The following is a 25,781-nucleotide window of genomic DNA, read 5'->3' as shown; positions in this document are numbered from 1 at the left end:
GCTTCAGTTGATCTCCACCGCGCCACCCTTGATGCGGTGGGTGCCCGTGGCCCGGGAGTCCAGGCGCGTCCCCTTCACGATGACCCTGCCGTTGCGCCGCAGGGTGATGCTGGCCTCACCGCACTTGAGGACGATTTCGTCCTGGCCCTCGATGACCACGCGCTTGCCATCCACATGGGCTTCCAGGGGCCGCCGGGCCGTCGCTTCGGGCGGGCTCTCCAGCAGGGCATCCAGCAGGGGTGTGGCGCTCGGCTCCTGGATGAGACCCATGATGAAGGGCAGGCCCGGGTCTCCGTTCTCGAAGAGGAGGACCACCTTCTGCCCGCGGGCGACGGCTTCCTGGAGCGCCTTGCCGTCGAGGACGGTGGCCAGCCGCGCTGGCACGGGGCCGGCGGTGTTCCCCGGGAAGTCGATACGAGGGTTGCCGGACGCATCGAGTCCGACGAGGTGTCCGGCCCGGCTGCCGAGAATGGGCTCCTGCGTCTGGGGCGCCGGGAGGGCGGCCTTGTCATCGGGAAGCACGCTCATGGGGGCCTCTTTGCGTTGGAGGTCGGGGATGTCGAAGACCTCTGCCGGCGCGAGATTACCGTGAGGTACCCATGCGGTGCGAATCCTGCGAGCAGGCGGTTCCTCGGCTTCGGGGCACGTTCAGGTGGCGGGCCCGGGCACGGCGCGGACTTCCGGGGCTCGGCTGTCCGGGGTTCATGGTCCCCGGTGTAGGGGCTCACGAGGGGGCTCTGATATATTGCCAGGGCCGGGACGCGGTTCTCAGGAGGGGCGACTCATGCCGAAAATCTTCAAGCCGCTCACGTCGGAATGGCTCAACAAGCCCTATCCGGAGCTGAGGGGAGACTATCCCCAATGCATGAAGGACCCTCCTCCCAAGGAAGGAGAGGAGCAGCACATCGACGGCAGCCAGCCTGCTCGTGCGATCCTCATCAAGGATTCCGAGTACCGGTTCCGGGGGACCCGCTATCTCCACGCGAAGAAGGGACGGGGCGTCTACAACGACCACGGGCGCTCCAGACTGAGCCAGGTGCCCAAGGGAGTGGCACCCCGGATCCGTAACTCCAACTGGGAGAAGGCTGCCCACAGCAAGGACGAGTGGGTGACGTACGCAAGCTTTCCGGAAAAGGGAGGTGCCCTGCCGGGTCCTCGAAACCATTACTGCTACGTGCAGCGGATGGAGATCGTCAAACAGGTCAGCGCGAGCCTGGTATGGATCCAGAAGGTCTTCCCCCTGGCTGACAAGAATGGGCGCCCCTACAAGTTCGCGGCGCACCACGTTCTTCCGTACGAGGCCTTCCACTACGAGACGGATGGGAAGCCCGTTCTCGATGCCAGGGCTCGTGTCTACTTGAGCCTGACACCCTACGACATCAACAACGGACACAACATCGCGATGCTACCGGCGAAGAACCAGCACGTTCCGGTTCACGCCATGGTCCAGCACCCATCGGACCACCCGCCCTGGACGGTCCTGGTGCTGCGGGAAATCAAGAGGATTGCAGCGGACATCAAGAAGCGCATCGCTCAGAAGAAGAAGCCTCATCAAATCCTGGACGCCATCGTCGACGACCTTCATGAAACCGAGGAGAAGATGTGGGACAATCTCTGTGAGTTAGGCATTCAGGCGGTAACCATGGGCCTTCAGGAAATGGCCGACCCCAGTCTGGGCAATCGCTCCACGGAGTTGCTCATGGGAAAGTCTGACTCCGGGAAGATATATCCCTTCAAGGCTCTCTCCGCGCGCAAGGTTGCTCCATGAGCTACTGGATTGTCTCGGAGAAGCCGAATGGCGGAGCCGTCCTGGACATGCTTCCGGATGGAAGCCCGGAAGAGTTCCTCTTCGGAATGGGCGGAAGTCTGGCGGCGGAGTTCCCCCAGGGCGGCGTCATGAAGTTCTCGTCGCTCTTCCCGCAGTTCATCAAGGTGTACGACTTCGTCACGGCGGTGCTGCCGGTGCTCGTGGTCTCCTCCCGTGTGAAGCGGGTGATGGATGCCCTGGAGGTGGGTAACTGCGAGTTCCTGCCCGTCGTGCTGAAGGACCACAAGGGCAACGTGGCCGCTACCGAGTACTTCGTGCTCCATGCGCTGGGCGGTCAGGACGCCATCGACATGGAGCACTCCGTGTACAAGATGGGGGCTCTGGACGAGGACCAGATCAAGACGATGAAGAAGCTGGTGCTCTCCCCTCAGAACATCGACCCGAAGGCACTGCTCTTCCGGCCCTCACGGATGATGTACCGGTTCATGATGCACCAGCGGCTCCTGGATGCGCTCAAGTCCGAGGGAGTCACCGGCCTACACGTCTACCCGGCTGACGGTTGGGATGGCTCGGACCTCGTCTGAGCGACAGGAGCCTCCGTGAACCCCCGCATCACCGCCCTGGGGATGAGCTCGCCGCTCGGGGGCGTCGTCCAGGCATGCGCGGCCTTCCGGGCTGGCATCTCCCGAGTGGCTCCCTCGCGGGACCTCGTCTGCCGGGCGGAGGGAGAGAGTGACCCCCAGCCCCTGCCGGTGCTCGAAGCGTCCGGCGTGACTTTCGGGCTCAGGGGCGTGGGGCGGCTGGTGGCCCTGCTGGGGGAGGCCTTCCAGGACCTGGCTCCCGCCGGCGACCTGCCGCGGCTCGCCGAACTGCCCGTCTTCCTCGCGGTGCCAGACCCGATGTCGCGAGGCATCCCCGTCGAGCAGGAACTCTGGCGGGATGTCCCGGGCAAGGCCTCGGCGCTCGGGACGCGGGTGCTGGAGCAGGTCTTCGAGAACCTCGGGCTGTGGCGCGGGCGCCAGCCCTGGCACTTCTTCGGCGGGGGACATGCCGCCTTCGCCAGCGCCGTGGCGGCGGCCCACCGGGGATTGCGGCAGCGGGACTTTCCCGCCTGCCTCGTGGCCGCGGTCGACAGCCTGGTGATACCGGAGGTCCTGGAGGCCATGATGGGGGAGGGCTGGCTCAAGACTCCCGACAATCCCGTGGGCTTCATCCCGGGCGAGGCGGCCGTGGTCACCCTCCTCACGGCGCCCCGGAGTGGCGAAGGCTCCGCGCCGCTGGCCTTGCTGCGCGGCGTGATGCTGGGCCATGAGCCCCGGGCCGAGGCGTCCGACGCCCCCCCGCTGGGCCACGCCCTGACGCAGTGCCTGCTCGCCGCGCTCGAGGGGGCCGAGGCCCCAAGGGACAAGTGGGTCCTCGTCAGCGACCATGACGGCGAGCAGCGCCGCGCCATGGAGCTGGGGGGGCTGCAGCTGTCGCTGCGTGGCCAGGGCGTTGGCCAGGGTGGACTGAGCGTCTGGCTCCCCGCGACGGGCTTCGGAAACACGGGCGCTGCGTCCGGCGCGGTCGGACTGTGCGTGGCTGTCCGAGGCATCCAACGGAACCATGCACCCGCGCCCGTCATGGCCGTGCTCTCCGCGTCGGATGGGCCTGAACGCGCCGCGCTCATCGTCTCCGCCCCCTCCGCTCCTCGCACCTGACGGACTGCCCGGGAACTCCCCCATGAGCGAGCTCGCCGACCTCGTTGAAGACTCCCTGGAAACGCTTCCCGGGTTGCTGGACCGGTTCAATCCGGCCGCTGACCGCGACACCCTCGTCCGGAAGGTGGACACCGTCTGCCAGCACTTCCAGGTCCTGGCGGCCGGCGCGTTGCTCCTCGAAGGCAGTGCGCGCTTCTTCTTCCAGAACCTCGCTCAGTCCGCGGAGAACTGGCGCCGGCTGTTGGTCTGGCTGGCGCGGCAGGGCTGGACACCCCCACCGGCGACCTGGAACGTGCCGCTCCTGGATGCGGTCGTCGCGGAGCAGTGGACGCTGGCGGTAGACGTTGCCCGGCATTCGGCTCGGCAGTGGCAGCGGGGTGAGGAGTACGAGGACGACTTCGCCTGGGCCGCGGTACTGCGGGAGCTGGTGCTTCCGGACTCCTCCGGGCGCGCGTCGTTGACGGAGCGGCTGGACCGATTGGAAGCGGTGGGCGCGGAGACTCAGGGCCCCAAGCTCGCGATGGCGAAGGCCCTCCTGGCAGGAGATGGGCGCGGCTTCCACAGTGCCTTCGAGGCCGCCCACTCCGCATATGAGGAGGTCACCGAGCGCCACGCACGAATGGGCACCCTGCCGCGAAGAGGCTTCCTTCCCCACCGCTACCTGTGGATGGAAGGGCTGGCGCTGCTGCGCCTCGCGGAGCGAGCAGGGCTTCCTCCTCCGGGCAGCTACCTGCGTTACTGTCCCCGGCTCGCGCTCGGGAAGGCCGCCGTGGAGCTTCAGCCTGCATGGCGGGTTCCGCTCGCTTAGCGCGTGAGTCCTCGCGGGCCGCGTGCCCGTTCAGCCGCCGTCCCCGTGCGGCCGGGGGGCTAGACTTCGTGGTCGCACACGAGGCACTTGGGCTTGTCCTCGCTGCCGCTCATGGCCACGACGGGCCCCTGCATGACGGGGAAGGGAGGGGTGTTCTTGTCGTTGTGGAGCATCAGGTCGAAGGCGCGCGCCACGTTCTTCCCCTCGAACTTCACGTCGAAGGAGAAGTTGACGAACTCGGCCTTGCCCTTCGTCTTGCTGGAGGCCACGCCGCCGCCCGCGGTGCCCGCCTCGTCGCCGGTGCTCGTCTTGAAGTTGGAGTCCTTCACGCACACCGGGTTGCCGCCCACGGACACCTTCTTGGTGCCTTTGTCCGTGTCCGAGGACTGGGCGATGTTGGGGTACGGAATGGGCACGGGCCCGCCCGGGCTGGGCGTCTTGCACACGTCCGGGAAGGCCGAGGTGACACCGCCGCTGTCCTTGGTCACCACGGACATCTTGTTCACACCGGTATTGACGGGCATGGCGTCCTCCTCCGTGGACGGACAGCGTACCGCACCGGAGCCCCCCGGTGCGAGCCGGCCCCGCGGTGCCTGCCGGGACGGTGTGGGCGGATGGCGGGTCAGCTCCGTCCGGAAGGCACCGTGTCCGGAGCCGTGATGATGAGCGCGGCCCGGGTCCCCGCGTCCTCGCTGCAACAGAGCAGGAGCTGCCGCCCCAGGGCGTACCCGCGTGCGAGGGCTCGCACGGCGATGCAGGCCTGGAAGGGGACGGTGGCGCAGCCGACATCCCCGAAGCTCACGGCGGGCAGCCAGCGTGTCAGCTGCCGGACGCGCGGAAAGGACTGGCTGCCCCGAAGCAGCGCGTGGCCCCATTCCAGGGAGCGGCGGTCCTGCCCGTTGAGGTCGTGGATGAGGACACGGACCTCCTCGTCCCTCTCGGGGTTGCGCTCCAGGACGTCGCACAGGGTGCGCGCCAGCACTTCCCCGGGGGCCTGGCTTTCATCCGCGCTGGCGTCCTCCTCCAGCAGCGTGAGGGGGCCGAGAAGCGCCAGGGGTATCTCCCGCCGCTCACGCGGGGCGGAGGCGCGCTCGATGGCCAGGAACGCGGCACCCTCACCCGGCATCAGTCCCGTGGGGCGCTCGGGAGTCTTGAGCCGCCGGGTGGCTTCCAGCCACTCCAGCGTGGGGATATCCAGGTAGCTGTCCACGCCTCCAACGACACAGCGCTCCGCCTGCCGGGAACCCAGGAGCGCATCGGCCTGGCGGAGCGCGGAGGCTCCTCCCGCGGGGCCGTCGTGCAGGACATGCAGCGAGGCCCCTTGCAGGGCCCGGGGCATCAGCGGCCGGAGCATGCCCAGGAAGACGTCCGCTTCCCGTGCTCCGGGGGTCCTGTTGCCCACGCGGACCAGGTGCTCGAGCAGCAGCGGGCGCTCGTCGCTGGTGGGCAGGTTGATGAGCAGGGCGATGCGCGAGGGGGGGACATCCCCTGGGGTCCACCGCGTGAGCAGGTCCTCCAGCGCCAGCCGGGTGAGGTAGCAGAGGCGGGCGAACCCCTCGAACCCCATGACGTCGGCGCAGGGATGGCCCGCTACAGCCGCGGGCTCCTCCCCGTCCATGCCCGCGAAGAGTGGCAGGGGCCGTGGCCGGACCAGCCCCGCCCGCGCGGCCGCGCAGGCCGTCACCGCGTCACCCAGGGAGGTCGCCATCCCGATGCCGGTGATGGCGAGACGGCCTCCGTCCATCCGCGCTGGACCGCTCACATTTCGTCCTCCTCCGTCAGCCGGGTCTGTCCAAGCAGCCACGGCGTCGCGGCGGGCGTCGCCAGGGGCGGCTGGAGGATGAGCTCGGGCAGGTGGGGCCGTGGCACGGGCTCCAGCGGGAGACCTGCCCCGCTCGCGAGCCGGAGTACGGCGAGGCCTTCCAGCCAGACGTGGCGGGTGATTCCGAAAGAGAACGTGGCGCCCGGCGCGTCCGGGTCGGACAGGGTGGTGGCCACCGTCTCGTTCCAGGTCCGGAACGCGTCATTGAAGGCGGGCCCGTCTCCCCGGGCGAGCGCGCGGAACGTGTCCGTGCGCGGGCTCGGCTCGTCCAGGTATTCGTCGATGTCCTGGCAGAGCCGCTCCAGGTCCGCGGTGTCCGTCCGTCCCGCGCGGGCGCGGAGGTACTCCTGGAGGAAGAAGGCCCCGAGGAACTCGTCCTCGTACTCCGGCTCCGTCAGCTCCCGGGCCGACAGCTCGGCCAGCTCCAGCGCCAGGTCCCTTCTCCCGGAGGCAATGGCCCCCAGCAGCGGGTCGTTCATCGACGCGGGGACCTGATGGCCCTCGGCCCGCGCGCGGGTGAGCAGCTCGCGCCAGTTCACCGCCGCGCATAGCAGGTGCGCGTGGAACGCAGGCTCGTCGCAGTCCACCAGCAGCTTCCCGTATGCCAGCATCTTCAGGGCGAGGCACCAGGTGCGATAGGCCTCGAACCTGTCGTCCCAGGACGCCGCCGGGCTGAAGTCCGCCGAGGTCTGGACAAGGTACTGACGTGCCACCTCCATGTAGGACGCGAGGCTGCGCATGAATGGCTCTCTTTCTGGGGGGATGGTGGTCAGTACAGCGCGTCGTCAAACTCCTCTGGAGGCACGAAGAGCATTCCGCCCAGCTTCTTGCTGGTGATGGCCTTCTTCAGCGTCTCGGAGACGATGAAGAACTGGGGCGCGTTGGTCAGCCGGAAGATGTGCCGGCTGGGAGGAATCCGGTCCTCGAGGAGGACGAGCTTCTCTACCCCGCTCACCCTCGTGGGGAGTATCGCGTTGTTGTCGAAGATGGAGCGCTCCCGGTCCATCGCGTCAATGGGATGGAGGACGTTGGCAATGCAGTAGTCGGCGCTGGCCAGCTTCTTGCGGTGGTCGATGATGGAGATGGGGAGGTACTCGATGTTGTCGCACCCCACTTCCTCGAAGAGGGCCCTGAGCTCCTTCGACACCACGAGGATTCCCGTTATCGTCGTGGCCTGCAGTGGGTAGAGCTTGCGACCCTTGGGGAAGTCCGGGTTCATGGGGAAGGCGGCGGGGGAGGGAAACCAGTCCCGCAGGGGCACGCCCTCGTCGAATCGGTAGAGCTCATCCTCGATTTGAGCGGGGGGCTTCGTGAGCACTGCGGCATCGTCTAGATCATCATCCTGCACGAACACGAAATAGCGCATGGTCGAGGTCAGTTGAGCTTCTGGCGAGGCTTGCCGCCAAGGTCGCGGGTGTATTTGAACATCTTGGTCTCGAGCTTGTGAATCTGCTCCTCCACCTTGGCGGCGGCATCCTTGTGCTCGATTTCCTTCTTGGCCACCTCATCCAGGACCCGCTTGAGATTGCCCATCTGGCGCACCACCTTCTTGTCGTACGAGGGGTGCTGGGACGCATGGAAGGGGAGCTTGTGGGCCAGGGTGTCGACGGGCCGTTCGGGAAGGAAGATGAGGTTGCGCCCATCATTGATGTCGTAGTCGGAGCGCAGGATGATCTTGATCTCCTTCATGGTGAGGTTCTTGTAGAAGAAGTTGGTGGGAAGCAGGTGGTGGGCCTGCCAGGGATAGGGCAGGTTGCTCCCGATACAGGCCTTCGCCGTGCCCAGAATCGCGACGGGGTAGAGGGCCTCCTTCTTGTAGCGGTAGTGGCGGCGCAGGTCGGGGTCCTTCTCCTGCTTGTAGCGAGCCTCCACATCCGCGTACCTGCCGAGCGCCGCGATGGGGTAGAGCTGGAAGAAGTTGGCCCGGTGGTCCGTGTGGAAGAAGTGGTACTCCGGATGCGGGGCTGACTTGTAGATGTCGCGGGCCGCGTCCGCACCCGAGCCGAGTTAGTTCCAGGCGTTCCAGGCGTAATACGACTGCACGTAGGACTGCTTGAGCTTGCCCTCCGCGAAGACATAGTTGTGACTGCCCGGAGCAAGGTTCCCGCGAACCCGCGTCTGACCACTGAGGTGGTCCGGGTTCTGCTCCGCGTTGGACGCGGCGTTGCCTGGTGTGTGGCGGGCCGGGTCCTTGAGACGCGCCTGGTAGACGCGCTGGATGAACCGCTCTTCGAGTGTTGCCTTCTTCTTGCGAGAGGCCACAAACACTCCTTTTGGGAGGTTTGGGGGGCAGCGTACCGCATTCCGGCGCCCGGACACAGCGCGGCCCGGGTCAGCCCTTCGGTCGCAGGGCCACGCCCTCCGCCGTGACGCGCAGCCCGCGCACGTCGTGCATTCCCTCGTCGAGCACCACGTGCCCGCGCCACATCAGCACGACCTGCTCCGCGTCCGTGTCGAGGATGACGGTGTCCAGGTGCATCTCCGGCTTCGCGTCCTCGCCGCTCGCCAGCTCCGCGGTGACGGCCGGGGCCGCCTGCCCGGGCAGTGCGAAGGAGAGCCGGCCCTTCGGTGAGGCGCCCGCGATGACGACCGGCTCATCTCCCTTCAGGTAGCCGGGGGCGACGAGGCCTGGCGCGGCGGCGTTGAAGAAGCGACGGTCGAAGTCCTTGGGGAGCAGCGGCTTGCGTGTCTTGTTCCACGCCTCGTCATGGGTGCCCGCGTACTTCGCGCGAGGCTGCCAGTGCGGCGAGGTGAAGCCGAAGCCCACCGGTGTCACCTTCTGGCCGAACTCGCGCAGCGGCTCCGCCGGGTCCTCCAGGTTGGGCAGCTTCAGCCCCTCCTCGAAGTGACGCGGACTGGCCCGGAAGCCCGTGCCCACGGGGTTGCGCGGCTCGAAGGCGGGCTTCGCCGCGTCCGTCCGGTCCCAGCCGCCGAAGGCGCGCTCCCAGGTGAGGGGCAGCTTGTCGAAGGGCAGCGGCTTCGTGGCGGTGATGTGGCCCATGCTCCGGAACCACGTCCGCTCGCCCACCACACGCACGCCCTTCTTCAGCGGGCCCACCTGGAGCGCCACCAGTGACTCGGTCGCGCCCTTTTGCGGCGGGTACGCGTGGCCGATGAGCACCACGTCCGTGGCGAGCTTGATGAACGCGGTGCCCGGCTCGTACTTGTCGCTGGACTCGCCGGGCTTGCCCCAGGACTCGCCGCTCCACTTCACCGGCGCCTGTTCGTCCGCCAGCTTCAACCCGGAGTCGCCGATGGCGTAGGTGGCCTTCACCAGGAGCAGCAGCAGCGGCCGCCCCTCCTCGTCGGTGAGGCCCATCATGTCGAAGGCGAAGGGGGTCTCGTTCTCGACGGTCGGGTGTCCCATGTGTGGTCCGGGGCCGCCACGGGGGCCATCGGGCGGGGCTTCGCAGTATAGCACCCACCTGTCTGCAGGGCGGAGACCTGGACCCAGGACTGCGGGCTTCGAAGGAGCCCATGCCCGGCGAAGACGCCCATGAAGTGCGTGGGCCAAGGGTGACCGAAGGCATCTCCAGGCTGAAGAGAGCCGGGTCTCCCTGGCTTCCGGAATGAGAGCCTGTATCTCCCACACCGGTGACGGAGTCGATGGGGGCTCGCGTCGCGTGGCCCCGGCGGGGTAATCTCTTCCTCCCTTGGAGGTGGACGTCATGCCCGTCAATACCGGAGTGAACAAGATGTCCGTGGTGACCAAGGACAGCGGCGGTGTCACCTCGGCCTTCCCGGACGTATGCAAGACGCCCAGCCCGGGCGGGCCCGTTCCCATTCCGTACCCCAACGTCGCCCAGTCCTCGGACACCGATAAGGGCACCAAGAAGGTATCGGTGGGTGGCAACCCGGTGTGCGTGAAGGACTCCAACTTCAAGATGAGCACCGGCGACGAGGCGGGCACCGCGGGCGGCGGTGTGGCCTCCAGCAAGACGAAGGGCAAGGCCGAGTTCGTCAACTTCTCCTTCGACGTCCAGTTCGAGGGGAAGAACGTGGCGCGCGCCTTCGACCTGATGCTCCACAACGACAAGAACACGCCGCCCTTCCCCGTCATGCAGGGGCCCGTCATCGCCATGGGGGGCAGCAAGAAGGAGCCCGAGTGCGTCATCTGCGAGGAAAAGCTGTAGGAGGAAGGGGGCCGTCGTGAGCGGCAGGGAAAAGGAGCTGGTGCAGGCCACGGAGGTGCTCGAGCCGGAGGAACTCATCCGAGAGAGCCTCGTCGGCTGGGTGGCGGGCATGACAGTTGGAGGGTTGCTGCTCGTGGACTTCCCCGGCAACCGGCGCGGCGCCTTGCCCGCGCGCACCTCGCTGTTGCTTGATGCCGAGGCCCGGCGGCAGGCCGTGGCCCGGCGGCAGGAGGCCGTGCTGCTCTTCGAGCGGGGGAGCCCGGCGCGACCGCTGCTCATCGGGCTGCTCCAGCCGCTCAGCGAGACGCCGCTGACGGATGCACTGCTGGCCGAGCCGCTTCCAGGTGTTCCCGCCGAGGCACACATCGACGGAAAGCGTGTCGTACTCGAGGGGCGGGACGAGGTGGTGCTCCGCTGTGGCAAGGCCTCCCTGACGCTCCGGCGCGACGGACAGGTCCTCCTGCACGGCGTGAACATCCGAGCCGATGCGGAGGAGGTTCATCGCATTCGGGGCGGCAAGGTCCAGATCAACTGAGCCCCCGGCGCCTTCCTGACGCATCCGTGGGGCTCCAGGGTCCACCGTTGGGCCGTGGAGAAAGGCATCATGACTTCGAAGCATGAGTCGGACGACCTGAACCTGGAAGACAAACACCACCGGGCCCGGAAGACCACTGAAGGCGGCCGGTGCCTCGTCCCCTACGGCTCCTTCGCCCAGCAGTCCTGCAGCTATCGCTGGCAGGCCTACATGCAGGCCCTGACGGACAGCAAGGACTACAACTGGGACAAGTACAAGTCACTCGGTCGTCGCAGGAAGCTGGTGTTGATCCGCCAGCGAAAGGCCGAAAAGGGCGAGAAGCGCTGGGAAGAGGCGGAGGTGAAGAGCCCCAAGGCTCGAGAGTGGGACGTCTCGGAGGACTCCTCCAACTTCAAGCGCAGCTGCAACAAGCCCTATTGGTTCGAGGCCCACCACATCATTCCCCACAGTCAGTTGCGGGGGGCCATCACGGACGTTGGCAAGGGGAGGCCCAACGCGGACAGGCTCAGCCTCGTGGTGCGCCGAGGATTGCTGGAAGAGAGCTACAACCTCAACCACAAGAAGAACATGCTCATCCTGCCCATGGATGGGCTGGTCGCGGAGGCGCTAGAGCTCCCCAAGCACCTGGCGACGCCCGACCACCGGGACCATCCTCGTTACAGCAAGTACGTGGAAGACAAGCTCAATAAGTATTTCGACCCGGTCAAGGAGTCCATAAGCCGTCACAAGAAGAAGATCGAGTACCGCCCGGTCCGCAAGAAGCTGGAGGCTCTGTCCGCGCTTCTGCGCCGTAAAATCAAGGCACTGGGCAAGAAACTCTGGGCAAAACAGGACGATGTCTCGCTGAACGATATCAACCCCAAGAAACCCAAGAAGGGCTCCCTGAGGTCTCTCGATGTCTAGAAACACCCGTGGCTCCAAGGCTGCCCCGGACGCTTTGCGCTTCTTCAAGCTGGATCTGCTCGGAGAAGCAGACGAGGACCTGTGTTTCCTCGACAGCTTCGTTGAAGGCATCGAGTATGAGTCCTGGCGTACCGGCATGGGTGAGCGGCTGACCCCGGTCTACCCGAAGGGCGCCCGCGTTCCGATGAGCAAGAAGTATCCCGGCATCCAGTTGACGCCCCTGCTGGCCAACTCGCTCAGTACGCTCTTTGGCTCCACTGAGTTCAAGGCGGCTGTTGAAAAGCACTGCGGCAAGCAGGATATCGAATATCTCCCCTTCACGCTCTACGACCACCGCAAGCGTCCCTACAGCCAGGACTACTTCATCATCAATCCCATCGGCACCTTCGACTGCCTGGACTTCAAGGCGAGTGACATTGCCTGGGACGACGAGAAGCCGGACGAAATCCTCGACATCGAGGAGCACGTCCTGGACCGGAAGAAGATGAAGGACGCACCCCAGCTCTTCCGGGTGGCAAGAGACCCGCATACCTATGTCATGGGGTTGGAGTTGATTCGCGAGCTCAAGAAGCGCGACCTCAGCGACATCGTGGTAGAGGAACTGGAGTTCAGTGATAGCAAGTGAGTCCCCGGCCCCGCCCATGGACACGCCACCGCACCGCCGGCCTCCCATTCTCTGGCACGTCGTCCAGGAGCACCTGGACGAAGCCGCGTTCTTCTGGAGACAGCGGGAGCGCGACCTCGGTGCGCCGGACCATGGGCTGGTCGACCTGGCGGACGGGGATGAGCGGCGACTGCTGGCCCATGTCGAGGGACTTCGCGTGGGAGGCCCCAGGGTGGCCGAGCGGCTGCTGGTTCCGGCCCTGGCGGAGGAGGAGGGGCCCGTGCGTGCCGCGGCGGCCTGCGCCCTGCTTGCAATGGATGCGACCCGCTGGGGGCCGTCCGTCCTGAGTTCCCTCCTCGAAGCACCTCCGGAAGAGCGCTCCTGGCTGGGACGGGCCCTGGCCCTCAGCACGGCCGCCCAGGTCGACCGGCTCCTGCGCGACGCCCTCCTGGAAGCAGAGTCCGGGCTGCAAGCCACCGTGCTCGACATCCTGCGCGTGCGCCAGGTGGACATCACGCCCCTGGTGGAGCGGCTTCCCCTGACGGACTCACCCGAGGTGCTCGCGGCGGCCATCCGTGCGGCGCGGCATGCTCCGGCGAGCGTGGTGGCCACGCTGGTGGACCAGGGGCTCGGGAGTCCGGATGCCCGGTGCCGGGACGCGGCCCTCGAGGTGGGGCTGCCCCGCGGACACTTCGCCGCCTTGGACGCGTGCCGCCGGTCCATCGCCGGAGGCCAGGCCGGGCGCACCGCGCTGACGGCCCTGGTGATGAGTGGAGACCGGCGCGGCGTAGCGCGGCTGCTGGCGGAGTTGGAGGAGCCCGGGCGGCGGGCCGAGGTCCTGTGGGCGCTGGGGGGCAGCGGGCGGAGTGAGGCCCTGGAGGCTGTCCTACGGCTCGTCGTCGCCGAGGGGGACCCCCTGGCGACCGAGTCATTCCGGCTCATCACCGGCATTCCCCTGGAGGTGTACCTGGAGCCGACCGACGAGGACGCGGAGGAGCCCGCCGGCCCCGGTGAAGAGGTCTCCTTCCTTCCGGCTCCCATCGCGCCACCGGGCCGGGTGCGTGTCGAGGCCATCCAGCGCTGGTGGGGTGACGCGCAGTCCCGCTTCCCCGCGGGCGGGCGCTACCTCTGGGGCAGGCCCTGGACGCCCGAGGTCGCGCTCCAGGCCTTGCTGGAAGTGCCAGTGACACGCAGGCCCGCCCTGGCGTGGGAACTGGCCGTGCGCAGTGGCGGGGCGTGTCGCGTGGAGACGGGCGCGTGGGCCTGGGTTCAGGTCCGTCAGGTCCAGGCGGCCATGGGGCTTCGGATGGACCTGGGCCTCCGGGCCTTCGAAACGGTGCTGGCGTCGGCGTGAGCCGGCGGTGAGCGAGTGACGATGCAGAGCGTGTTGACGGGAGCTGGAGCCGTGACGTCCGTGGGCCGGAGCGTGGCCGCCGCCTGCGCCGCCATCCATGCCGGGGTCTCCCGCCCCCGGCCGGTGAGCGAGCTGCGCGTGGTGGACCCCGAGTCCCAGGAAGACATCGCCCTCCAGGGGCACCCCATTCAGGGCTACACGGAGGGGTTCAGTCTGCTGGGGCGGTGGATGCGGCTGGCGCGCGGGTGTGTGCGTGACCTGGTGTCCTCGTCGCTGGGGGCCGAGGCTGGAGACCGGCGCTTCTGGGAGGCGACGGGGCTGACGGTCGCCGTCATGCCCCCGGACGACGTGGTGCTCCTCACGGACGAGGGGCAGGGACGGGCCTATCTCCAGGACGAGTTCCTCCTGCCGCTGTGCTCGGCGCTGGAGCTACCCATCTCGTCGCGCAACGTGGAACTGCTCCCCGTCGGGCACGCGGGCACGGCGCTGGCCGTTGAACAGGGGCTGCGGCGTTTCTCCATGCGGGAGCTGGAGCGCCTGCTCATCGTCGCCGTGGATTCCTACATCGACCCGTTGCGGCTCGCGGAGTTGATGGAGGAGGGGCGGCTGAAGACGGAGGAGCAACCCGTGGGGCTCATCCCGGGAGAGGCGGGGGTGGCCCTCCTGCTGGAAGCGGAGCCCAGTGCGCGGCGGAGGAATGCTCCCATTTCGGGGCGTGTCGTCGCCGTGTCGACGGGCCGCGAGCCGAAGGAGCGCCCGCGCATTCAGCGAGGCAGCGCGCTGGCGGATTGCGTGCAGCGTGCGCTCGACGGGATGTCTCCTTCGTCGCCCTTCCGAGGTGGCGTCTACAGTGACCTCAACGGGGAGACGTGGCGGGCGCAGGAGTGGGGACGGGCTCGGGTCCGTCTGGGGCAGCGGCTGGAAGAGCCGCAGCTGCACCTGCCGTGCAACTCAGTGGGCGACGTGGGGGCTGCGAGCGGGGCGCTGGGCGTGTGCCTGGCCCTGCACGCGCGAGACCCCTTCCGGGACCCGGAGGCCCCCTCGCTCGTGCTGTCCAGCTCAGACCTGGGAGAAGTGGGGTGCATGGTGCTCCAGCCCGTGCACCCCAAGGGTGGAGGTGACGTCGGGTGAGCTCTCAATACCTGCCTGTCTACGTCGGTAACGCCCTCAATGAGAACCTGGAGTGGCTCCCCGAGCTGACGGCCGGGAAGGCAGGGCGGAAGCGCATCCTCGCCTTTTGTCAGAACCTGCGCATCGCCGGCATCGGAGAGCTGTTGATGACCGGCCTGCCGGGGGAGTTCCACCTGCGGCTGCACCAGAGCGGCCGGGCCTATGCGGCCTGGCTGCGAAACGCCGCGGAGGGTGAGCGGAGGACCGGGCAGTCGCCGCCGTTCTTCGACGCCATCGCGGTGGGGGACCTCGAAGGAGCCGCGCGGATTGCCCACCTCTCCAAGCGGACCTGGACGCAGGGCGCGGAGTACGAGGAGGACTTCCTCTTCGTCGAGTTCCTCATGCAGCGCTTCTTCCTGGGCGCCTCGGCCGAGACATGTGAGCTGCTGCTTCGGCGCCATGAGAAGGCGTTGAGCGGAGCGGAGGATGTCCGCCTGGAGGTGTGCGGTGCGCTCCAGGCCGCCGATGCGGGGGGGTTCGACGAGGCCCTGCGGCGCTTCCTCTCGGAGCGCCGCGACCACTATGAGGAACTCGCCCGGAAGGGGGGCACCGCGCCCGAGTTGCTGGCCACCGAGGGGAAGCTCTGCGTGGAGGGCGTGGCGCTCGTGCGCCTCGCGGAGGGGTTGGGGATGGAAACGGAAGAGGATTACCTCTACATACCGTCCGTTGCTCGTGAGAACGTCTCACGTGTCTTCCACGAGGACTCCTGGAAGGCGCTCTGACTGCCCTGGGCGGGTAGGGGGCCGCGCTACGAACCCGCGGAGGCCCGCTTCCCGCTCCTCAGCGCCTCGAACGCCTCCAGCAGCTTGAGGCCCTTCGCCCGGTCCACCATGCAGACGTAGGCAATCTTCCCGTGGAGCCAGGCCTCGAAGTTCGGCCGGTTCTCCCGGTTCTGCGCCTCGAGTCCCGTCGTCCTCGCCTGGTGGAGGATGGCGCGCAGCCGGCGTACCTCCTCGCGGGGAACGGAGAGCTTCTCGTTCACCACGATGCCGGTGACGCTCTGCCGCCCGCCGACGCGCTGGACGCGGCCCTTGTTCGGGTTGAGCGCGAAGCCCTCCTCCTCCGCGACGTGGCGCACGGCCGCCATGAGGAAGGGAACCTGGTCCCGCTTGCCGGCGGGCGCGGAGAACGTCAGGTCATCCGCGTAGCGGGTGTACTCCCAGCCCAGCTTCGCCATGCGCCCGCGCAGGCGCCGGTCCAGCTTGCGCGCCACCTGGTTCGACAGCGCCGGGCTCGTGCACGCGCCCTGCGGCAGGCCCCGCTCCGCCACCGCCACCCAGTACTTCTTCCCGTCGTAGTCCACCTGCCGCCGGGGCGACTCGGTGCACAGCAGCGCGAGCACCGTGGCGACGCTGGGCGAATAGCCCAGCCGCTGGAAGACGCCCTTCACCCGCCGGAAGGTGATGGTGGGGAAGAAGTCCTTCAGGTCCAGGTTCACCACCACGTCGCGGTCCTGGTGCGCGGCGGCGTTGCTCACCGTGGAGCGGCCCTTGATGAAGCCGTGCGCCGGCAGCTCGGTGGGGAGCGGCTCCAGGATGTTCTCCAGAATCCACGCCTGCGCCTGTTTCAGCGTGGGCTGCGGCGCGCTGAGCAGCCGCTTGCCGCCGGAGCGCTTGGGCACCTCGAAGTAGTGGTAGTGCGTCTTCTCCGCCGCCTCCTGGTGGAAGCACAGCCAGCGCAGCCGGGGGATGGTGAGCCCGAGCGCCTTCGCCACGTCCGCCGGAGAGGACAGCACCGGCAGCTTCGCCGCCTGGAGCGCCTCGATGTTGGAGCGGCGGTCGGCCAGCCCGCCCGAGACGCCACGCCCCAGGAAGATGATGTCCTCGCGCCGGCGCCGCGCGACGTCCTCCACGCGCTGCTGCCTCCGCTCCGCCGCGAGGCGCTGTTTCTCCTCCTTGCGCTTGCGCCGCTCCTCGCGCCGCTGCTCGACGGCCGCTTCCGCCGTCTTCGCCGCGGCGGCCGAGGCCAGCGTGTGCGCCTCGTGGTGCTTGAGCCACAGGTCGCCCACGCGGTGGATTTCCGCGAGCTGCTCCCGCGTCAGGAAGCCCCGGAGGATGAGGCCCCGGTCGATGAGCGCGGTGCGCTCGTCACTCTGCGGAGGAATGGTGTCGACCCGGCCAATCCACGCCGTCCGCCACGGGACGATTTTCAGCGCCCGCTTGCGGAACTCCTCCGCGGACAGGCCCAGGATGGCCTCGTTGGCGGCGTACGGATTCCGGGCCACGGGGGCCGCGGGCGCGGAAGCACCCGGCGCCGCCGCCGTGCCGGCCGGTGGCACCGCCGCCGCGTCCTGCCCAGGCGTGTCTTCCCCGGAGGAGTCCCCTCCCGTGAAGAAGCCCTTCAACCGATTCCAGAAGCTGCCCATCGCCGCTCCGCGCTCGGCGTCCCACCCTTCAAGGAGTTCCCTTCCAGCCCGACTTCAAACGCAGGACCACGGCCGATCACGAGGGAATCGGGGGCACCGTGTGGCCAGGACCCGAAGGGTCGGGCTGGTGAAGGCCATCACGGTGCCCCTGATTCCCAAAAGAACATCGGGCGTGGGGACGAATGAGAGAGAGACCGCCACCGCGGCGGAACACCGCGGCATGAAGGGCTCGAGCGGAAGGGAACTCCTTGAAGGGTGGGACGGCATCACTGAACCACGCGCCCGGCGGGGCCGGGCAAACCCATATCAAATCCCGAGGCACTCCGCAGCACCGTGAGCCGCAGCGCCAGCAGGTGGCGGCACGGCCCCGCACGCAGGGCGAACCTGCGGAAGTGCGAGCAGCCACACCGCGCCCGCGAGAAGCCGCCATCCATGTCGAAGAGGGCCTCGCACTCCACCTCACCGGCCCGCGCCACCAGGAGGCGCCGCGCCTCGGACAGCAGCTCCTCCCGCAGGAGCTTCACCTTTCCCTCCTGCTGGAGCCGCCGGCCCAGGACGACCTCCTCGGGCTCGGGGCCGAGGACGGACTCGGACAGGGCCACCGGCATCACCTGCCGCCACCGGTAGCTCTGCGCGGCGAAGTCGTAGACGACCTGTCCCTGCTTCGCCAGCAGGTGCAGCGAGCCCAGCAGCGCCTCGCGCGGGGCGGAGACATGCGAGGCCAGCTCCGCCAGCGTGGCCCGCTGCACGTCCCGAAGCCGCTTCGTCAGCAGGTCCACCGCCCGCGCCTCCGGCCGCGCGTCGCCCGCGAGCAGCTCCAGGCTGGCGCCGCCGGTCCAGTCGTTGGCCGTCCACCCGGAGAGCGCCAGCACCATCCGCATCTCGCCCATGTGGACGGTCCAGATGCTGGGCATGCCGGAGCCCAAGAGCTGCACCTCCACGCGCTCCGCGAGCGGGAGCAGCCGCGCCAGGACCATCAGCCGGCGGCGGCCCCAGACCTTGATTTCCTCCGGCTTGTCGCCGTCGTAGGCCCTGCCCCGGCTCTGGACGGTGACGCCCCAGGGCTCCAGCACCACCGACGGCGGCGAGCCCGGCCGGAGCTGGAAGCGCAGCGAGCGCGGGCCCGTCTTCTCCCGGTGCCGCTTGAGGAAGGCCAGCAGCGAGTAGACGGCGTCCACCGACAGCTCCACCCGCCGCGACGGCAGCCCCATGGCCGCCTGGAGCTGACCGAAGCCGCGCAGCCACGTGGGCGGCAGGTCAATCTTCTCCTCGCGGTAGCTGGCGTGGCCCCGCACCTTCACCTCGAACCCGGACGGGTCCACCTGCAGGCGCGTGGGCCGGTACGTGCGCAGCGTCTGGAAGTGCTCGTACAGCGCCAGCGAGTAGTCCACGTTGGTGGTGCCCGTCGCCGCCTCGCCCTTGCCGTTGAACGCGTCGCGCTCCACGAAGAGGCAGCCGTAGCTGGACTCGTCCTTGGCGAAGCACTCGAAGAACACGACGTCCGGGGCCACCGTCACCACCGGGTCGCACGGGACGAGCGCCCGGAAGAGGGCCGGGTCGTTGCGGGACAGCTCGCTCGCCCACCGCCTCCGGGCATCCCAGTAGAGGCGGTGCATCTTCCGGAAGTCCGCCTCCAGGTTGCGCGGTATCGGCTCGTTCTTCAGCTTCGCCAGCTCGGCCTGCTTCGCCTGGTCGTGGACGGCGCGGCGGAGCTCCTCCTCCTGCCGGGCCTCCTCCGCCTTCCAGGCCTCGTAGGCGCTCCTGTCCTTCTTCTTGATGCGGAGGTCGCCCACCACCACTTCGTGCAGCGCGCTGATGGCCTCGCGGAAGCGGATGGGGTTCTTCAGCTCCTGGTCGAAGAAGACGCGGGGGCGGGCGAGGTTCGGCTGGAACGCCAGCGCCGAGCCGCCCGGCACGTCCACCACGCCGCTGTGGCCGAGGTACTTGAGGTCCAGGTTCACGAGGTCACCTCGTCACCGACGAGCTTCAGCTCCGGCAGCAAACGCGAGAGGGCGTCCTTCAGCGCGGGCCGCTGGAAGGCGACCCGGGACAGGGAGGCCAGCGCCGTGCGCCGCTCCGGAGCGCGGAGGCTGCGCAGCGCGAAGCCCAGGATGGGCAGCAGCGCGTCCGCCTCCTCGGGCTTGCGGACGACGCGCTCGGCGAGCTGGTTCGTCGCGAGCTGGCGGGCCCGGCCACCCCGGTGCACCGCGAGCACCGCCGTGGCCCACAGGTGCTGGAGGCTCCGCGGGTCGAAGGCCTTCTCCTTCTCCGGGAGCATGCGCAGGAGGGCCTGCCGCACGTCGTCGTAGGGGCTCTCCGACATGGCCGTCCAGAGGAGGGCGTTGTCTCCGAAGCGGGCGTCCTTCGCCAGCAGCTCCAGCGCCCGCGCGCGGACATCGGCGTGGCGGGCATCGAGCAGCTCGCGGACGAGCTCGGGCTTCGCGGTGTCGGCGAGCAGCAGGAGCTGGCACACCCAGTCGATGCCGTCGGCGCGGACATTCGGGGCCTCGGCGCGCGTCAGGCGCAGCAGGAAGGCGAGGTCGTCCGCGCTGGCGATGCGCTTCGCCTTCGCCCACCGCAGCCCCAGCTCCGCCACCGGCGCGGCGCGGGAGCACGCGAGCTGGATGCACTGCACGAGGGTGAGGCGCTCGGGGGAGACCGTCTTCTCCACCAGCGTGCAGAGGAGGGGCAGCGCCACCGGGTTGTTGATTTCCAGGAGCGCCAGCCACTCCTTTATCGGCAGCAGCTCCAGTCCCGTCGCCGCCTGGAGGAGCTCCACCGCGAACGACTGGACCTCTTCATGGGGGCTGTCGAGGAGCGGCTTGAGCTGGCTCACGGGCAGGCCGCGGAGCTCCTGGACGTACTCGCTCTTGAGGCGGTCGATGCAGAACGTCCGGACGGTGCGGCTCCGGGCAGTGGTGAGCAGGTCGAGCAGCGCGTCCCGGCAGCCGCGCCACGCGTCGGGGCAGTAGGGCGCGGGCCGCAGCTCGGCCAGCGTGTGCCCGTCGGCCACGGTGATGCCCTTCGGCCGCCGCAGGAGGACGGGGGAGCCGTGGTAGAGCGCGTGCATCAGGCCCCAGGCGTCGATGAGGCGCTCGGGACGGCTCAGGTGTTCGTCCTGGTAGAGGGCCAGCACGGCGCGGATGGCCGTCCCGTATTTCGCCGCGCTCCCCTGGGTCTTCGCGTGGGACTGCTTCCGGAAGTAGCGCCACGCCCGCCGCTGGAGGTACTGGCGCGTGACGCGGGAGAAGCGGGGCATGGGGTGGTAGAGGAAGTAGCCCTCTTTGGAGCGCTTCGACGCGTGGTGCCCGCCCTGCCGCCGGGCGCGGTTCGGCACCGCGCGGTCCCACTCCAGGGCCCAGCTCTCCGTCGGCTGGCGTGTGGACCAGTCCCAGCCCGTGCGCTTCTTGAGGTCGCGCCGCGCGAGCCGGTCGAAGGCCACGAGGAAGTGCCCCATGGCCTCGTCATCGCCCCGGGCCTCGGCGCGCTTGAAGAGCGCCTTCACCAACGCTCGGTGTCCGGGCCGGTCACACCCATCGTCGATGTAGCCGAGCAGCGCCTGGCGCGCGAAGGGGCGCTCATCGCCGTACCAGCGCTCCGCCAGGGACTTGAGCTTCTTCTCCGAGCGGCTCCGGAAGAGCTCCTCGAGAAAGCGCGCATCACCCGTTGCGAAATACTCATCGAGGAGCAGCGCCGACGCGGAATCGGAGTTCATGGCGAGCGGCGTACGTTAATCGAGAGCGGGACGGGAGTGGAAGACGACGTTGGGGCCCTGACCGGCCCGCTCACCTCGCCATCACGAGCAGCGCGGCCAGCCCCGCGTACAGCGGCACGTTGAGGGCCAGGGTGAGCCGGTTGATGCGGCGGAAGCGCGCCTGCTCCTCGTCCGCGAACCAGATGCCCTCCTCGCCCGTGGTGCGTCCTTCCACGGCGTGGAAGAAGAGCGCGGCGTAGGCCACCTCGACGAAGAGGCTCACCAGCACCAGTCCCACGAAGGCCAGCGCCCACAGGTCCGCGGTGCCTGGCGTCCCCATCCACCGCGAGCGGCCCCAGAACAGCCCGCCGAGCACCAGCACGATGCACGCCACGTCATGCGCCACGCCGTACGGAGGCCGCCAGCTCTTCGTCACGTAGAGCAGGTACAGCTCCGCCGCGCCGCGCAGCCACATGAAGGCGGCGAAGGCGCCGAGCACCGCGCGCGCCTCCTTCGGCACCGCCGCGTCCAGCGCCACCAGCGGGCAGACGAGGAACCAGAGGAACACCGCGTAGAAGAGCCACGCCAGCTTGGGCCCGGAGATGCGCCCGCCGCGCGCGCCCCTCTGGTTCTGCGCGCGGCGGAAGAGGAGCGCGGCCACGGCGCAGACGAACGCGAGCACGGCGAGCAGGACGCGGGTGTGCGGGGAGAGCATCAGGGGCGCCGGGGCAGGGAATGGTGGCGGGCGAGCACGATGAGCAGGGCGCGGGTTCGCGGGCAGCGCATCAGGTGGGCGGCGGAGGAGGGTGGAGGGCGACCAGGAGGCGGGTGGCGTGCGGAGACCGCATCAGGGGCGCCGGGGCGGGGGATAGTAGGTGGGAAAGCGGGCCACGTACCACGCGCGCAGCCGGGGCAGGTGCTCCAGCGAGACCTGTGGATGCAGGTGGTGCACCACGTGGTAGCCCACGTTGCGCGGCGCCAGCCACAGCCGGCCCGGCCACCCGAGCCCGTGGTCCGCCGTCACCGCCAGCACGTCCTCCAGCGTGCGCCCGCGCGCCTCCGCTCCGGTGTGCTCCGCCAGCAGCCGGTGCGCGTTGAGCCCCGAGGCCACCAGCAGCGGCAACCCGTACCCCCACGCCACCGCCTCCGGCCAGCGCCACGCCAGCGCCAGCACGCCCAGATGGAACAGCACCTGTCCCGACTCCGCTCGCGCGCAGTCCCGCACCTCCTCGGAGTCCGCGAGCCCCTCTGCCGGAGCCGCCTGGAGGAACAGCCGCGCATACGGGACGCGCAGCGGAGGCACCACCCATGCGAGCAGGCCCACCGGCCCGCGCAGCACCCAGAAGGGAATCACGCCCACCAGCAGCAGCCACGCGCGCCACAGGCGCCAGCCGTGGAGCGGGCGCCGGCGGTACGGGTCCGACGGCAGGCCCGCGTCACGGTGGTGGCGCAGGTGGTGGTAGCGCATGGACTCCCAGGTGCTGGCCACCGGGTAGCCGGCGAGCACCTCCAGGAGCCGCAGCCCCCATCCCTTGCGCCGCACGCTCAGGTGCACGGCGTCGTGGAGGATGACGCCGAGCGCATGCAGCCGACCGGCGATGACGGGCACCGCGAGCGGCGCCACCCACGGCCACAGGGCCATGGCCAGCCAGCACGCGCCCATCCAGGCCCACTCGATGGCCGCGAGGCGCAGCAGCCCCGGCACGGTGGCTCGCACCAGCAGTGCGCGCGGCACCGCGGCGCGTCGAGGCAACGGAGCGGGCAGCGCGAGGGGTTGGGGCGGGGCTTGCAGAGGCTCGCTCATGACATGAACCGGCACTCAGGTGAGTACATGCGGGGAGGGCCTTTGCAAGTCCCGGCCCTGATTGGACAGCACGCGGGAGGCGGGGCACGCTCGGGCCACCTGCCCGGGCTGGAAACGAAGCGCGCGTCGCGCAGGGCCGGAGGCACTGTTCCATGAGCGCTGTTCCCGGGGAGAACCCGGCTGCACAGGTGTATGTCCCGCTGCACACGACACCCCGCGTCGAGCGCTGGGGCTGGACGTGGCCCCGGTGGAACGACCCCCGCATTCCCTTCGCCGCGCTGCTGACGCTCTACGGCGTGCTGGGCTTCACCTTCTTCGGCTTCAACCGCAGCCCGTGGCAGATGGCCACCATCGTCGTGACGGGCAGTGTGCTGGACGCGGCCCTGGGGTGGCTGCTGCACCGGCGGAAGGTGGTGCCGCTGAGCGCGTACATCTCCTGCTGCTCGCTGGCGCTGCTGCTCAACTACTCGCACTCGAGCTGGCTGCTCTTCCTGCCGGTGTGGCTCGCCATCGGCTCCAAATACGTGCTCACCTTCGAGGGCCGGCACGTCTTCAACCCGTCGATGTTCGGCGTGGCGCTGTCGCTGCTGGTGACGCGCGAGCTCATCACCGCCGCGCCCGCGTACCAGTGGGCCAACGGTGAAATCGCGCTGTCCGCCTTCATCCTCATGGCGGCGCTGGTGCTCTTCCTCTTCCGCGTGGGCCGCGGGTGGCTGGTGGCCAGCTTCCTCGTCTTCTACGCGCTGCAGACGGCGCTGCGCGCCTACATCATGCGGCACCACCTGCCGCCGGAGGTGCTCTTCCTCGGCACGCTGGGGGCGCCGTCCTTCTTCATCTTCGTCTTCTACATGCTCACCGACCCGGCCACCTCGCCGGGCACGCGGCGCGGACAGGTGCTGCTGGCGCTGGCGGTGACGCTGGTGGACCTGGTGCTGCACCTCAAGGAGAGCGTCTACACCTTCTTCTACGCGGCCCTCACCTGCGCCGCGGTGCGCTTCCTCTTCCTCCATGCGCGCGCGGCGTGGAGGCGCGGCCTGGGGGAGTCCCTGAAGGCGCTGCTGTCCTCCGGGTGGCTGAAGCGCGCGGCCGTGGTGGGCGGGCTGGGCGCCGTCATGGTGGGCGGCTACACCCTGGCCGCCGCATCCGGTGTCCAGGCGCGACCGCTGGCCTTCCGGATGGAGCGCGTGGACGCGGCGGCGGCCGGGCTCGGCTCGAGCATGGGCCACACGCTGGAGGAGCTGGACCCGCGCCTGGGGCACGTGGCGAAGTGGCTGGTGGCGGTGGGCGACGCGGTGGCCACGGGTGACTACGACGGGGACGGGAGGCTGGACCTCTTCCTCTCGCACCCGCTGGCCACGCCCGGGGACCATGCGGGCCTGTACCGCAACCTCGGCGACTTCCGCTTCGAGCGCGTGCCGGTGCCCGCGCTGGAGCGCTTCGCCACCCGCTACAAGGAAGAGGGACTGGCGGGCGGCGGCACCTTCGTGGACTGGGATGGAGATGGAGACCAGGACCTCGCGGTGGCGGTGGCCTTCGGGCCGGTGCGCCTCTTGCGCAACACCCTGCGCGACACGGGCGTCGCCGGCTTCGAGGACGTGACGGAGGCCGCGGGCGTGGCGGACCACGCGGTGAGCCTGGGCCTCACCTTCCTGGACTACGACCGCGACGGGCACCTGGACCTCTTCGTCCTCAACGCGATGACGACGCACCTGCCGGACTACTCGCCGCCGGTGCCGCTCAACCTCTTCCGCCTGCCCCAACCCGAGCACCCGGACGACCGGCGCATGTTCCGCTTCATGCACGACGGCTGGCACGACGCGAACAACGGCGGCCTCAACGCGCTGTACCGGGGCCGGGGCGACGGCACCTTCCAGAAGGTGGACGTGAAGGCGCTGGGCCTGGGCGACACGCGCTGGTCGCTCGCGGTGAGCACGGTGGACCTCAACCGCGACGGCTGGACGGACCTGTACGTGGCCAACGACTTCGGACCGGATGACGTCTACCTCAACGAGGGCGGGCGCCACTTCCGCCACGTCGTCGGGCGGCTCTTCGGGGAGATTGGAAGGGACACGTACAAGGGGATGAACGCGTCCGTGGCGGACTTCGACCGCAACGGCTGGCTGGACGTGTACGTCTCCAACGTGCACCACTCGCTACAGGCGGAGGGGAGCCTGCTGTGGATGGTGGGGCCGGGGGACGAGCCCTTCGTCCCGCGCTTCAGCGACGAGGCCACCTTCCGCAGCGCGCTCAACGAGCGGCGCTTCGGCTGGGGCGCGGCGGCCGGGGATTTGAACAACGACGGCTGGCCGGACCTGGTGCAGGCCAACGGCATGGTGGATGACCGGCTCGACGCGGCGCGGTGGCGCATCCCCGACGGCCAACGCAAGGACTACTGGTACGTCAACCACAAGCTGATGCAGTCCGGGCCGGAGGTGCACACGTACGCGGACAAGTGGGGCGACATCCGCGGGCGCACCATCTACCCCAACGAGGCGCGGCGCGCGTATCTCAACCTGGGTGACGCGAAGCCCGGGCACTTCGTGGACGTGGCGCGCGAGCTGGGGCTGGAGGAGCCGGAGAACTCGCGCGGCGTGCTGCTGGCGGACCTGGACGGGGACGGCGACCTGGATGCGCTCGTCACCAACCAGCACGCGCCGGTGTCCGTGTACAGGAACACGCTGCGCGGCGGAGCCACGCGGGACGCGCACTTCGTGGGCCTGACGCTGGTGGGCAACGGGACGGGCACGCACCGGAGCGCGGTGGGCACGCGCATTGTCGTCTCCTACGAGGAGGGCGGGCGGCGCGTGGAGCAGGTGCGCGAGGTGGGACTGATGGGCGGCTTCTCCGCGTCGGCGGACCCCCGGCTGCACTTCGGCCTGGGACGGTACTCGGGACCGGTGACGGCCCGGGTGCACTGGTACGGCGGCGAGGTGCAGGAGGTGATGCTGGAGCCGGACCGCTACCACGAGCTGCGGCAGCCCGCGAACGCCGCCGCGCTGCGCGGGAGCGCCACGCCATGATGTCCGCGCCAGGGGACTTCACGGCGCAAGGTGAGCCGCGCGCGAAAGCGCGGCCGGCGCCAATGCCCGCGGATGCCGCGGCGCCGCGCGGGAGCGCCACG

25 protein-coding genes are annotated in these 25,781 nt (G+C 69.2%); 12 read left to right on the top strand and 13 right to left on the bottom strand.

Going from position 1 to position 25,781, the window contains the following annotated elements:
• Nucleotides 1-3: 3 nt before the first annotated feature.
• Nucleotides 4-528, bottom strand: coding sequence for a DUF6484 domain-containing protein (locus K8638_RS40085; RefSeq protein ID WP_223760037.1), 525 nt, complete (start codon nucleotides 526-528; stop codon nucleotides 4-6).
• A gap of 256 nt (nucleotides 529-784) precedes the next feature.
• Here K8638_RS40085 and K8638_RS40080 point away from each other — a divergent pair, with 256 nt between their 5' ends.
• From K8638_RS40080 to K8638_RS40065, 4 genes are read left to right on the top strand one after another with little or no spacing between them, the layout of a single operon-like run.
• On the top strand, nucleotides 785-1,768 hold the full coding sequence (locus K8638_RS40080; RefSeq protein WP_223760036.1) for an AHH domain-containing protein: 984 nt from the start codon (nucleotides 785-787) through the stop codon (nucleotides 1,766-1,768).
• Nucleotides 1,765-2,352: an imm11 family protein gene (locus K8638_RS40075; protein WP_223760035.1), complete on the top strand. Its 588-nt coding sequence runs from the start codon at nucleotides 1,765-1,767 to the stop codon at nucleotides 2,350-2,352. Before K8638_RS40080 ends, K8638_RS40075 begins: the two co-directional genes overlap by 4 nt.
• 15 nt (nucleotides 2,353-2,367) lie before the next feature.
• On the top strand, nucleotides 2,368-3,468 hold the full coding sequence (locus K8638_RS40070) for a hypothetical protein (protein ID WP_223760034.1): 1,101 nt from the start codon (nucleotides 2,368-2,370) through the stop codon (nucleotides 3,466-3,468).
• Nucleotides 3,469-3,490: 22 nt separating this feature from the next.
• Complete coding sequence (locus K8638_RS40065; protein ID WP_223760033.1) at nucleotides 3,491-4,276, top strand: Imm49 family immunity protein; 786 nt, start codon at nucleotides 3,491-3,493, stop codon at nucleotides 4,274-4,276.
• 59 nt (nucleotides 4,277-4,335) lie between these two features.
• On the opposite strand, the gene K8638_RS40060 is transcribed toward K8638_RS40065, so the two are convergent.
• The 7 genes from K8638_RS40060 to K8638_RS40030 form a co-directional block, all read right to left on the bottom strand.
• Nucleotides 4,336-4,800, bottom strand: coding sequence for a DUF4150 domain-containing protein (locus tag K8638_RS40060; RefSeq protein ID WP_223760032.1), 465 nt, complete (start codon nucleotides 4,798-4,800; stop codon nucleotides 4,336-4,338).
• 98 nt (nucleotides 4,801-4,898) lie between these two features.
• A complete protein-coding gene (locus K8638_RS40055; protein ID WP_223760031.1) occupies nucleotides 4,899-6,038 on the bottom strand; it encodes a hypothetical protein in 1,140 nt (379 codons plus the stop codon).
• Nucleotides 6,035-6,838 (bottom strand): immunity 49 family protein, encoded by an 804-nt coding sequence (locus K8638_RS40050; RefSeq protein WP_223760030.1) that lies wholly within the window; start codon nucleotides 6,836-6,838, stop codon nucleotides 6,035-6,037. The genes K8638_RS40055 and K8638_RS40050 overlap by 4 nt, the downstream gene beginning before the upstream one ends.
• Nucleotides 6,839-6,867: 29 nt before the next feature.
• The gene (locus tag K8638_RS40045) at nucleotides 6,868-7,464 is read right to left on the bottom strand and encodes an imm11 family protein (protein WP_370644233.1); all 597 of its coding nucleotides are present in this window, start codon (nucleotides 7,462-7,464) and stop codon (nucleotides 6,868-6,870) included.
• An 8-nt stretch (nucleotides 7,465-7,472) separates the two neighbouring features.
• Nucleotides 7,473-7,970, bottom strand: a complete 498-nt coding sequence (locus tag K8638_RS40040) for an AHH domain-containing protein (RefSeq protein ID WP_223760028.1) — start codon at nucleotides 7,968-7,970, stop codon at nucleotides 7,473-7,475.
• Nucleotides 7,971-8,105: 135 nt separating this feature from the next.
• Nucleotides 8,106-8,360: a hypothetical protein gene (locus K8638_RS40035; protein WP_223760027.1), complete on the bottom strand. Its 255-nt coding sequence runs from the start codon at nucleotides 8,358-8,360 to the stop codon at nucleotides 8,106-8,108.
• A gap of 70 nt (nucleotides 8,361-8,430) precedes the next feature.
• Nucleotides 8,431-9,465: a DUF2169 domain-containing protein gene (locus K8638_RS40030; protein WP_223760026.1), complete on the bottom strand. Its 1,035-nt coding sequence runs from the start codon at nucleotides 9,463-9,465 to the stop codon at nucleotides 8,431-8,433.
• 301 nt (nucleotides 9,466-9,766) lie between these two features.
• Here K8638_RS40030 and K8638_RS40025 point away from each other — a divergent pair, with 301 nt between their 5' ends.
• The 7 genes from K8638_RS40025 (at nucleotide 9,767) to K8638_RS39995 (ending at nucleotide 15,519) form a co-directional block, all read left to right on the top strand.
• Nucleotides 9,767-10,231 carry a DUF4150 domain-containing protein gene (locus K8638_RS40025; protein ID WP_223760025.1) on the top strand — a complete coding sequence of 155 codons (465 nt, stop codon included), beginning with the start codon at nucleotides 9,767-9,769 and terminating at the stop codon, nucleotides 10,229-10,231.
• A gap of 16 nt (nucleotides 10,232-10,247) precedes the next feature.
• On the top strand, nucleotides 10,248-10,766 hold the full coding sequence (locus K8638_RS40020; RefSeq protein WP_223760024.1) for a DUF6484 domain-containing protein: 519 nt from the start codon (nucleotides 10,248-10,250) through the stop codon (nucleotides 10,764-10,766).
• Between the two features lie 69 nt (nucleotides 10,767-10,835).
• A complete protein-coding gene (locus K8638_RS40015) occupies nucleotides 10,836-11,669 on the top strand; it encodes an AHH domain-containing protein (RefSeq protein WP_223760023.1) in 834 nt (277 codons plus the stop codon).
• Nucleotides 11,662-12,294, top strand: coding sequence for a hypothetical protein (locus K8638_RS40010; protein ID WP_223760022.1), 633 nt, complete (start codon nucleotides 11,662-11,664; stop codon nucleotides 12,292-12,294). The genes K8638_RS40015 and K8638_RS40010 overlap by 8 nt, the downstream gene beginning before the upstream one ends.
• Before the next feature lie 16 nt (nucleotides 12,295-12,310).
• On the top strand, nucleotides 12,311-13,627 hold the full coding sequence (locus K8638_RS40005) for a hypothetical protein (protein WP_223760021.1): 1,317 nt from the start codon (nucleotides 12,311-12,313) through the stop codon (nucleotides 13,625-13,627).
• A 51-nt stretch (nucleotides 13,628-13,678) separates the two neighbouring features.
• Nucleotides 13,679-14,758, top strand: a complete 1,080-nt coding sequence (locus K8638_RS40000; RefSeq protein WP_223760020.1) for a hypothetical protein — start codon at nucleotides 13,679-13,681, stop codon at nucleotides 14,756-14,758.
• Nucleotides 14,755-15,519 carry an Imm49 family immunity protein gene (locus K8638_RS39995; RefSeq protein ID WP_223760019.1) on the top strand — a complete coding sequence of 255 codons (765 nt, stop codon included), beginning with the start codon at nucleotides 14,755-14,757 and terminating at the stop codon, nucleotides 15,517-15,519. The genes K8638_RS40000 and K8638_RS39995 overlap by 4 nt, the downstream gene beginning before the upstream one ends.
• A 26-nt stretch (nucleotides 15,520-15,545) precedes the next feature.
• Here K8638_RS39995 and K8638_RS39990 read toward each other — a convergent pair whose 3' ends face one another.
• From K8638_RS39990 to K8638_RS39970, 5 genes are all read right to left on the bottom strand, one after another.
• Nucleotides 15,546-17,162 carry a reverse transcriptase family protein gene (locus K8638_RS39990; RefSeq protein ID WP_223760018.1) on the bottom strand — a complete coding sequence of 539 codons (1,617 nt, stop codon included), beginning with the start codon at nucleotides 17,160-17,162 and terminating at the stop codon, nucleotides 15,546-15,548.
• Between the two features lie 266 nt (nucleotides 17,163-17,428).
• On the bottom strand, nucleotides 17,429-19,123 hold the full coding sequence (locus K8638_RS39985; protein WP_223760017.1) for an SWIM zinc finger family protein: 1,695 nt from the start codon (nucleotides 19,121-19,123) through the stop codon (nucleotides 17,429-17,431).
• Nucleotides 19,120-20,877, bottom strand: a complete 1,758-nt coding sequence (locus tag K8638_RS39980; protein ID WP_223760016.1) for a hypothetical protein — start codon at nucleotides 20,875-20,877, stop codon at nucleotides 19,120-19,122. Before K8638_RS39980 ends, K8638_RS39985 begins: the two co-directional genes overlap by 4 nt.
• A 70-nt stretch (nucleotides 20,878-20,947) precedes the next feature.
• Nucleotides 20,948-21,571, bottom strand: a complete 624-nt coding sequence (locus K8638_RS39975) for a hypothetical protein (RefSeq protein WP_223760015.1) — start codon at nucleotides 21,569-21,571, stop codon at nucleotides 20,948-20,950.
• A 132-nt stretch (nucleotides 21,572-21,703) separates the two neighbouring features.
• Nucleotides 21,704-22,660: a fatty acid desaturase gene (locus K8638_RS39970; protein ID WP_223760014.1), complete on the bottom strand. Its 957-nt coding sequence runs from the start codon at nucleotides 22,658-22,660 to the stop codon at nucleotides 21,704-21,706.
• A gap of 152 nt (nucleotides 22,661-22,812) precedes the next feature.
• On the opposite strand from K8638_RS39970, the gene K8638_RS39965 reads away from it, so the two are divergent.
• Complete coding sequence (locus K8638_RS39965; RefSeq protein WP_223760013.1) at nucleotides 22,813-25,680, top strand: FG-GAP-like repeat-containing protein; 2,868 nt, start codon at nucleotides 22,813-22,815, stop codon at nucleotides 25,678-25,680.
• Nucleotides 25,681-25,781: the final 101 nt, after the last annotated feature.

Origin of the sequence: Myxococcus sp. RHSTA-1-4 (genome assembly GCF_020037125.1) — a bacterium.
Taxonomy (GTDB): Bacteria; Myxococcota; Myxococcia; order Myxococcales; family Myxococcaceae; genus Myxococcus.
Note: the sequence above shows the minus strand (reverse complement) of the source record. Positions and strands in the feature narration are given on the sequence as shown.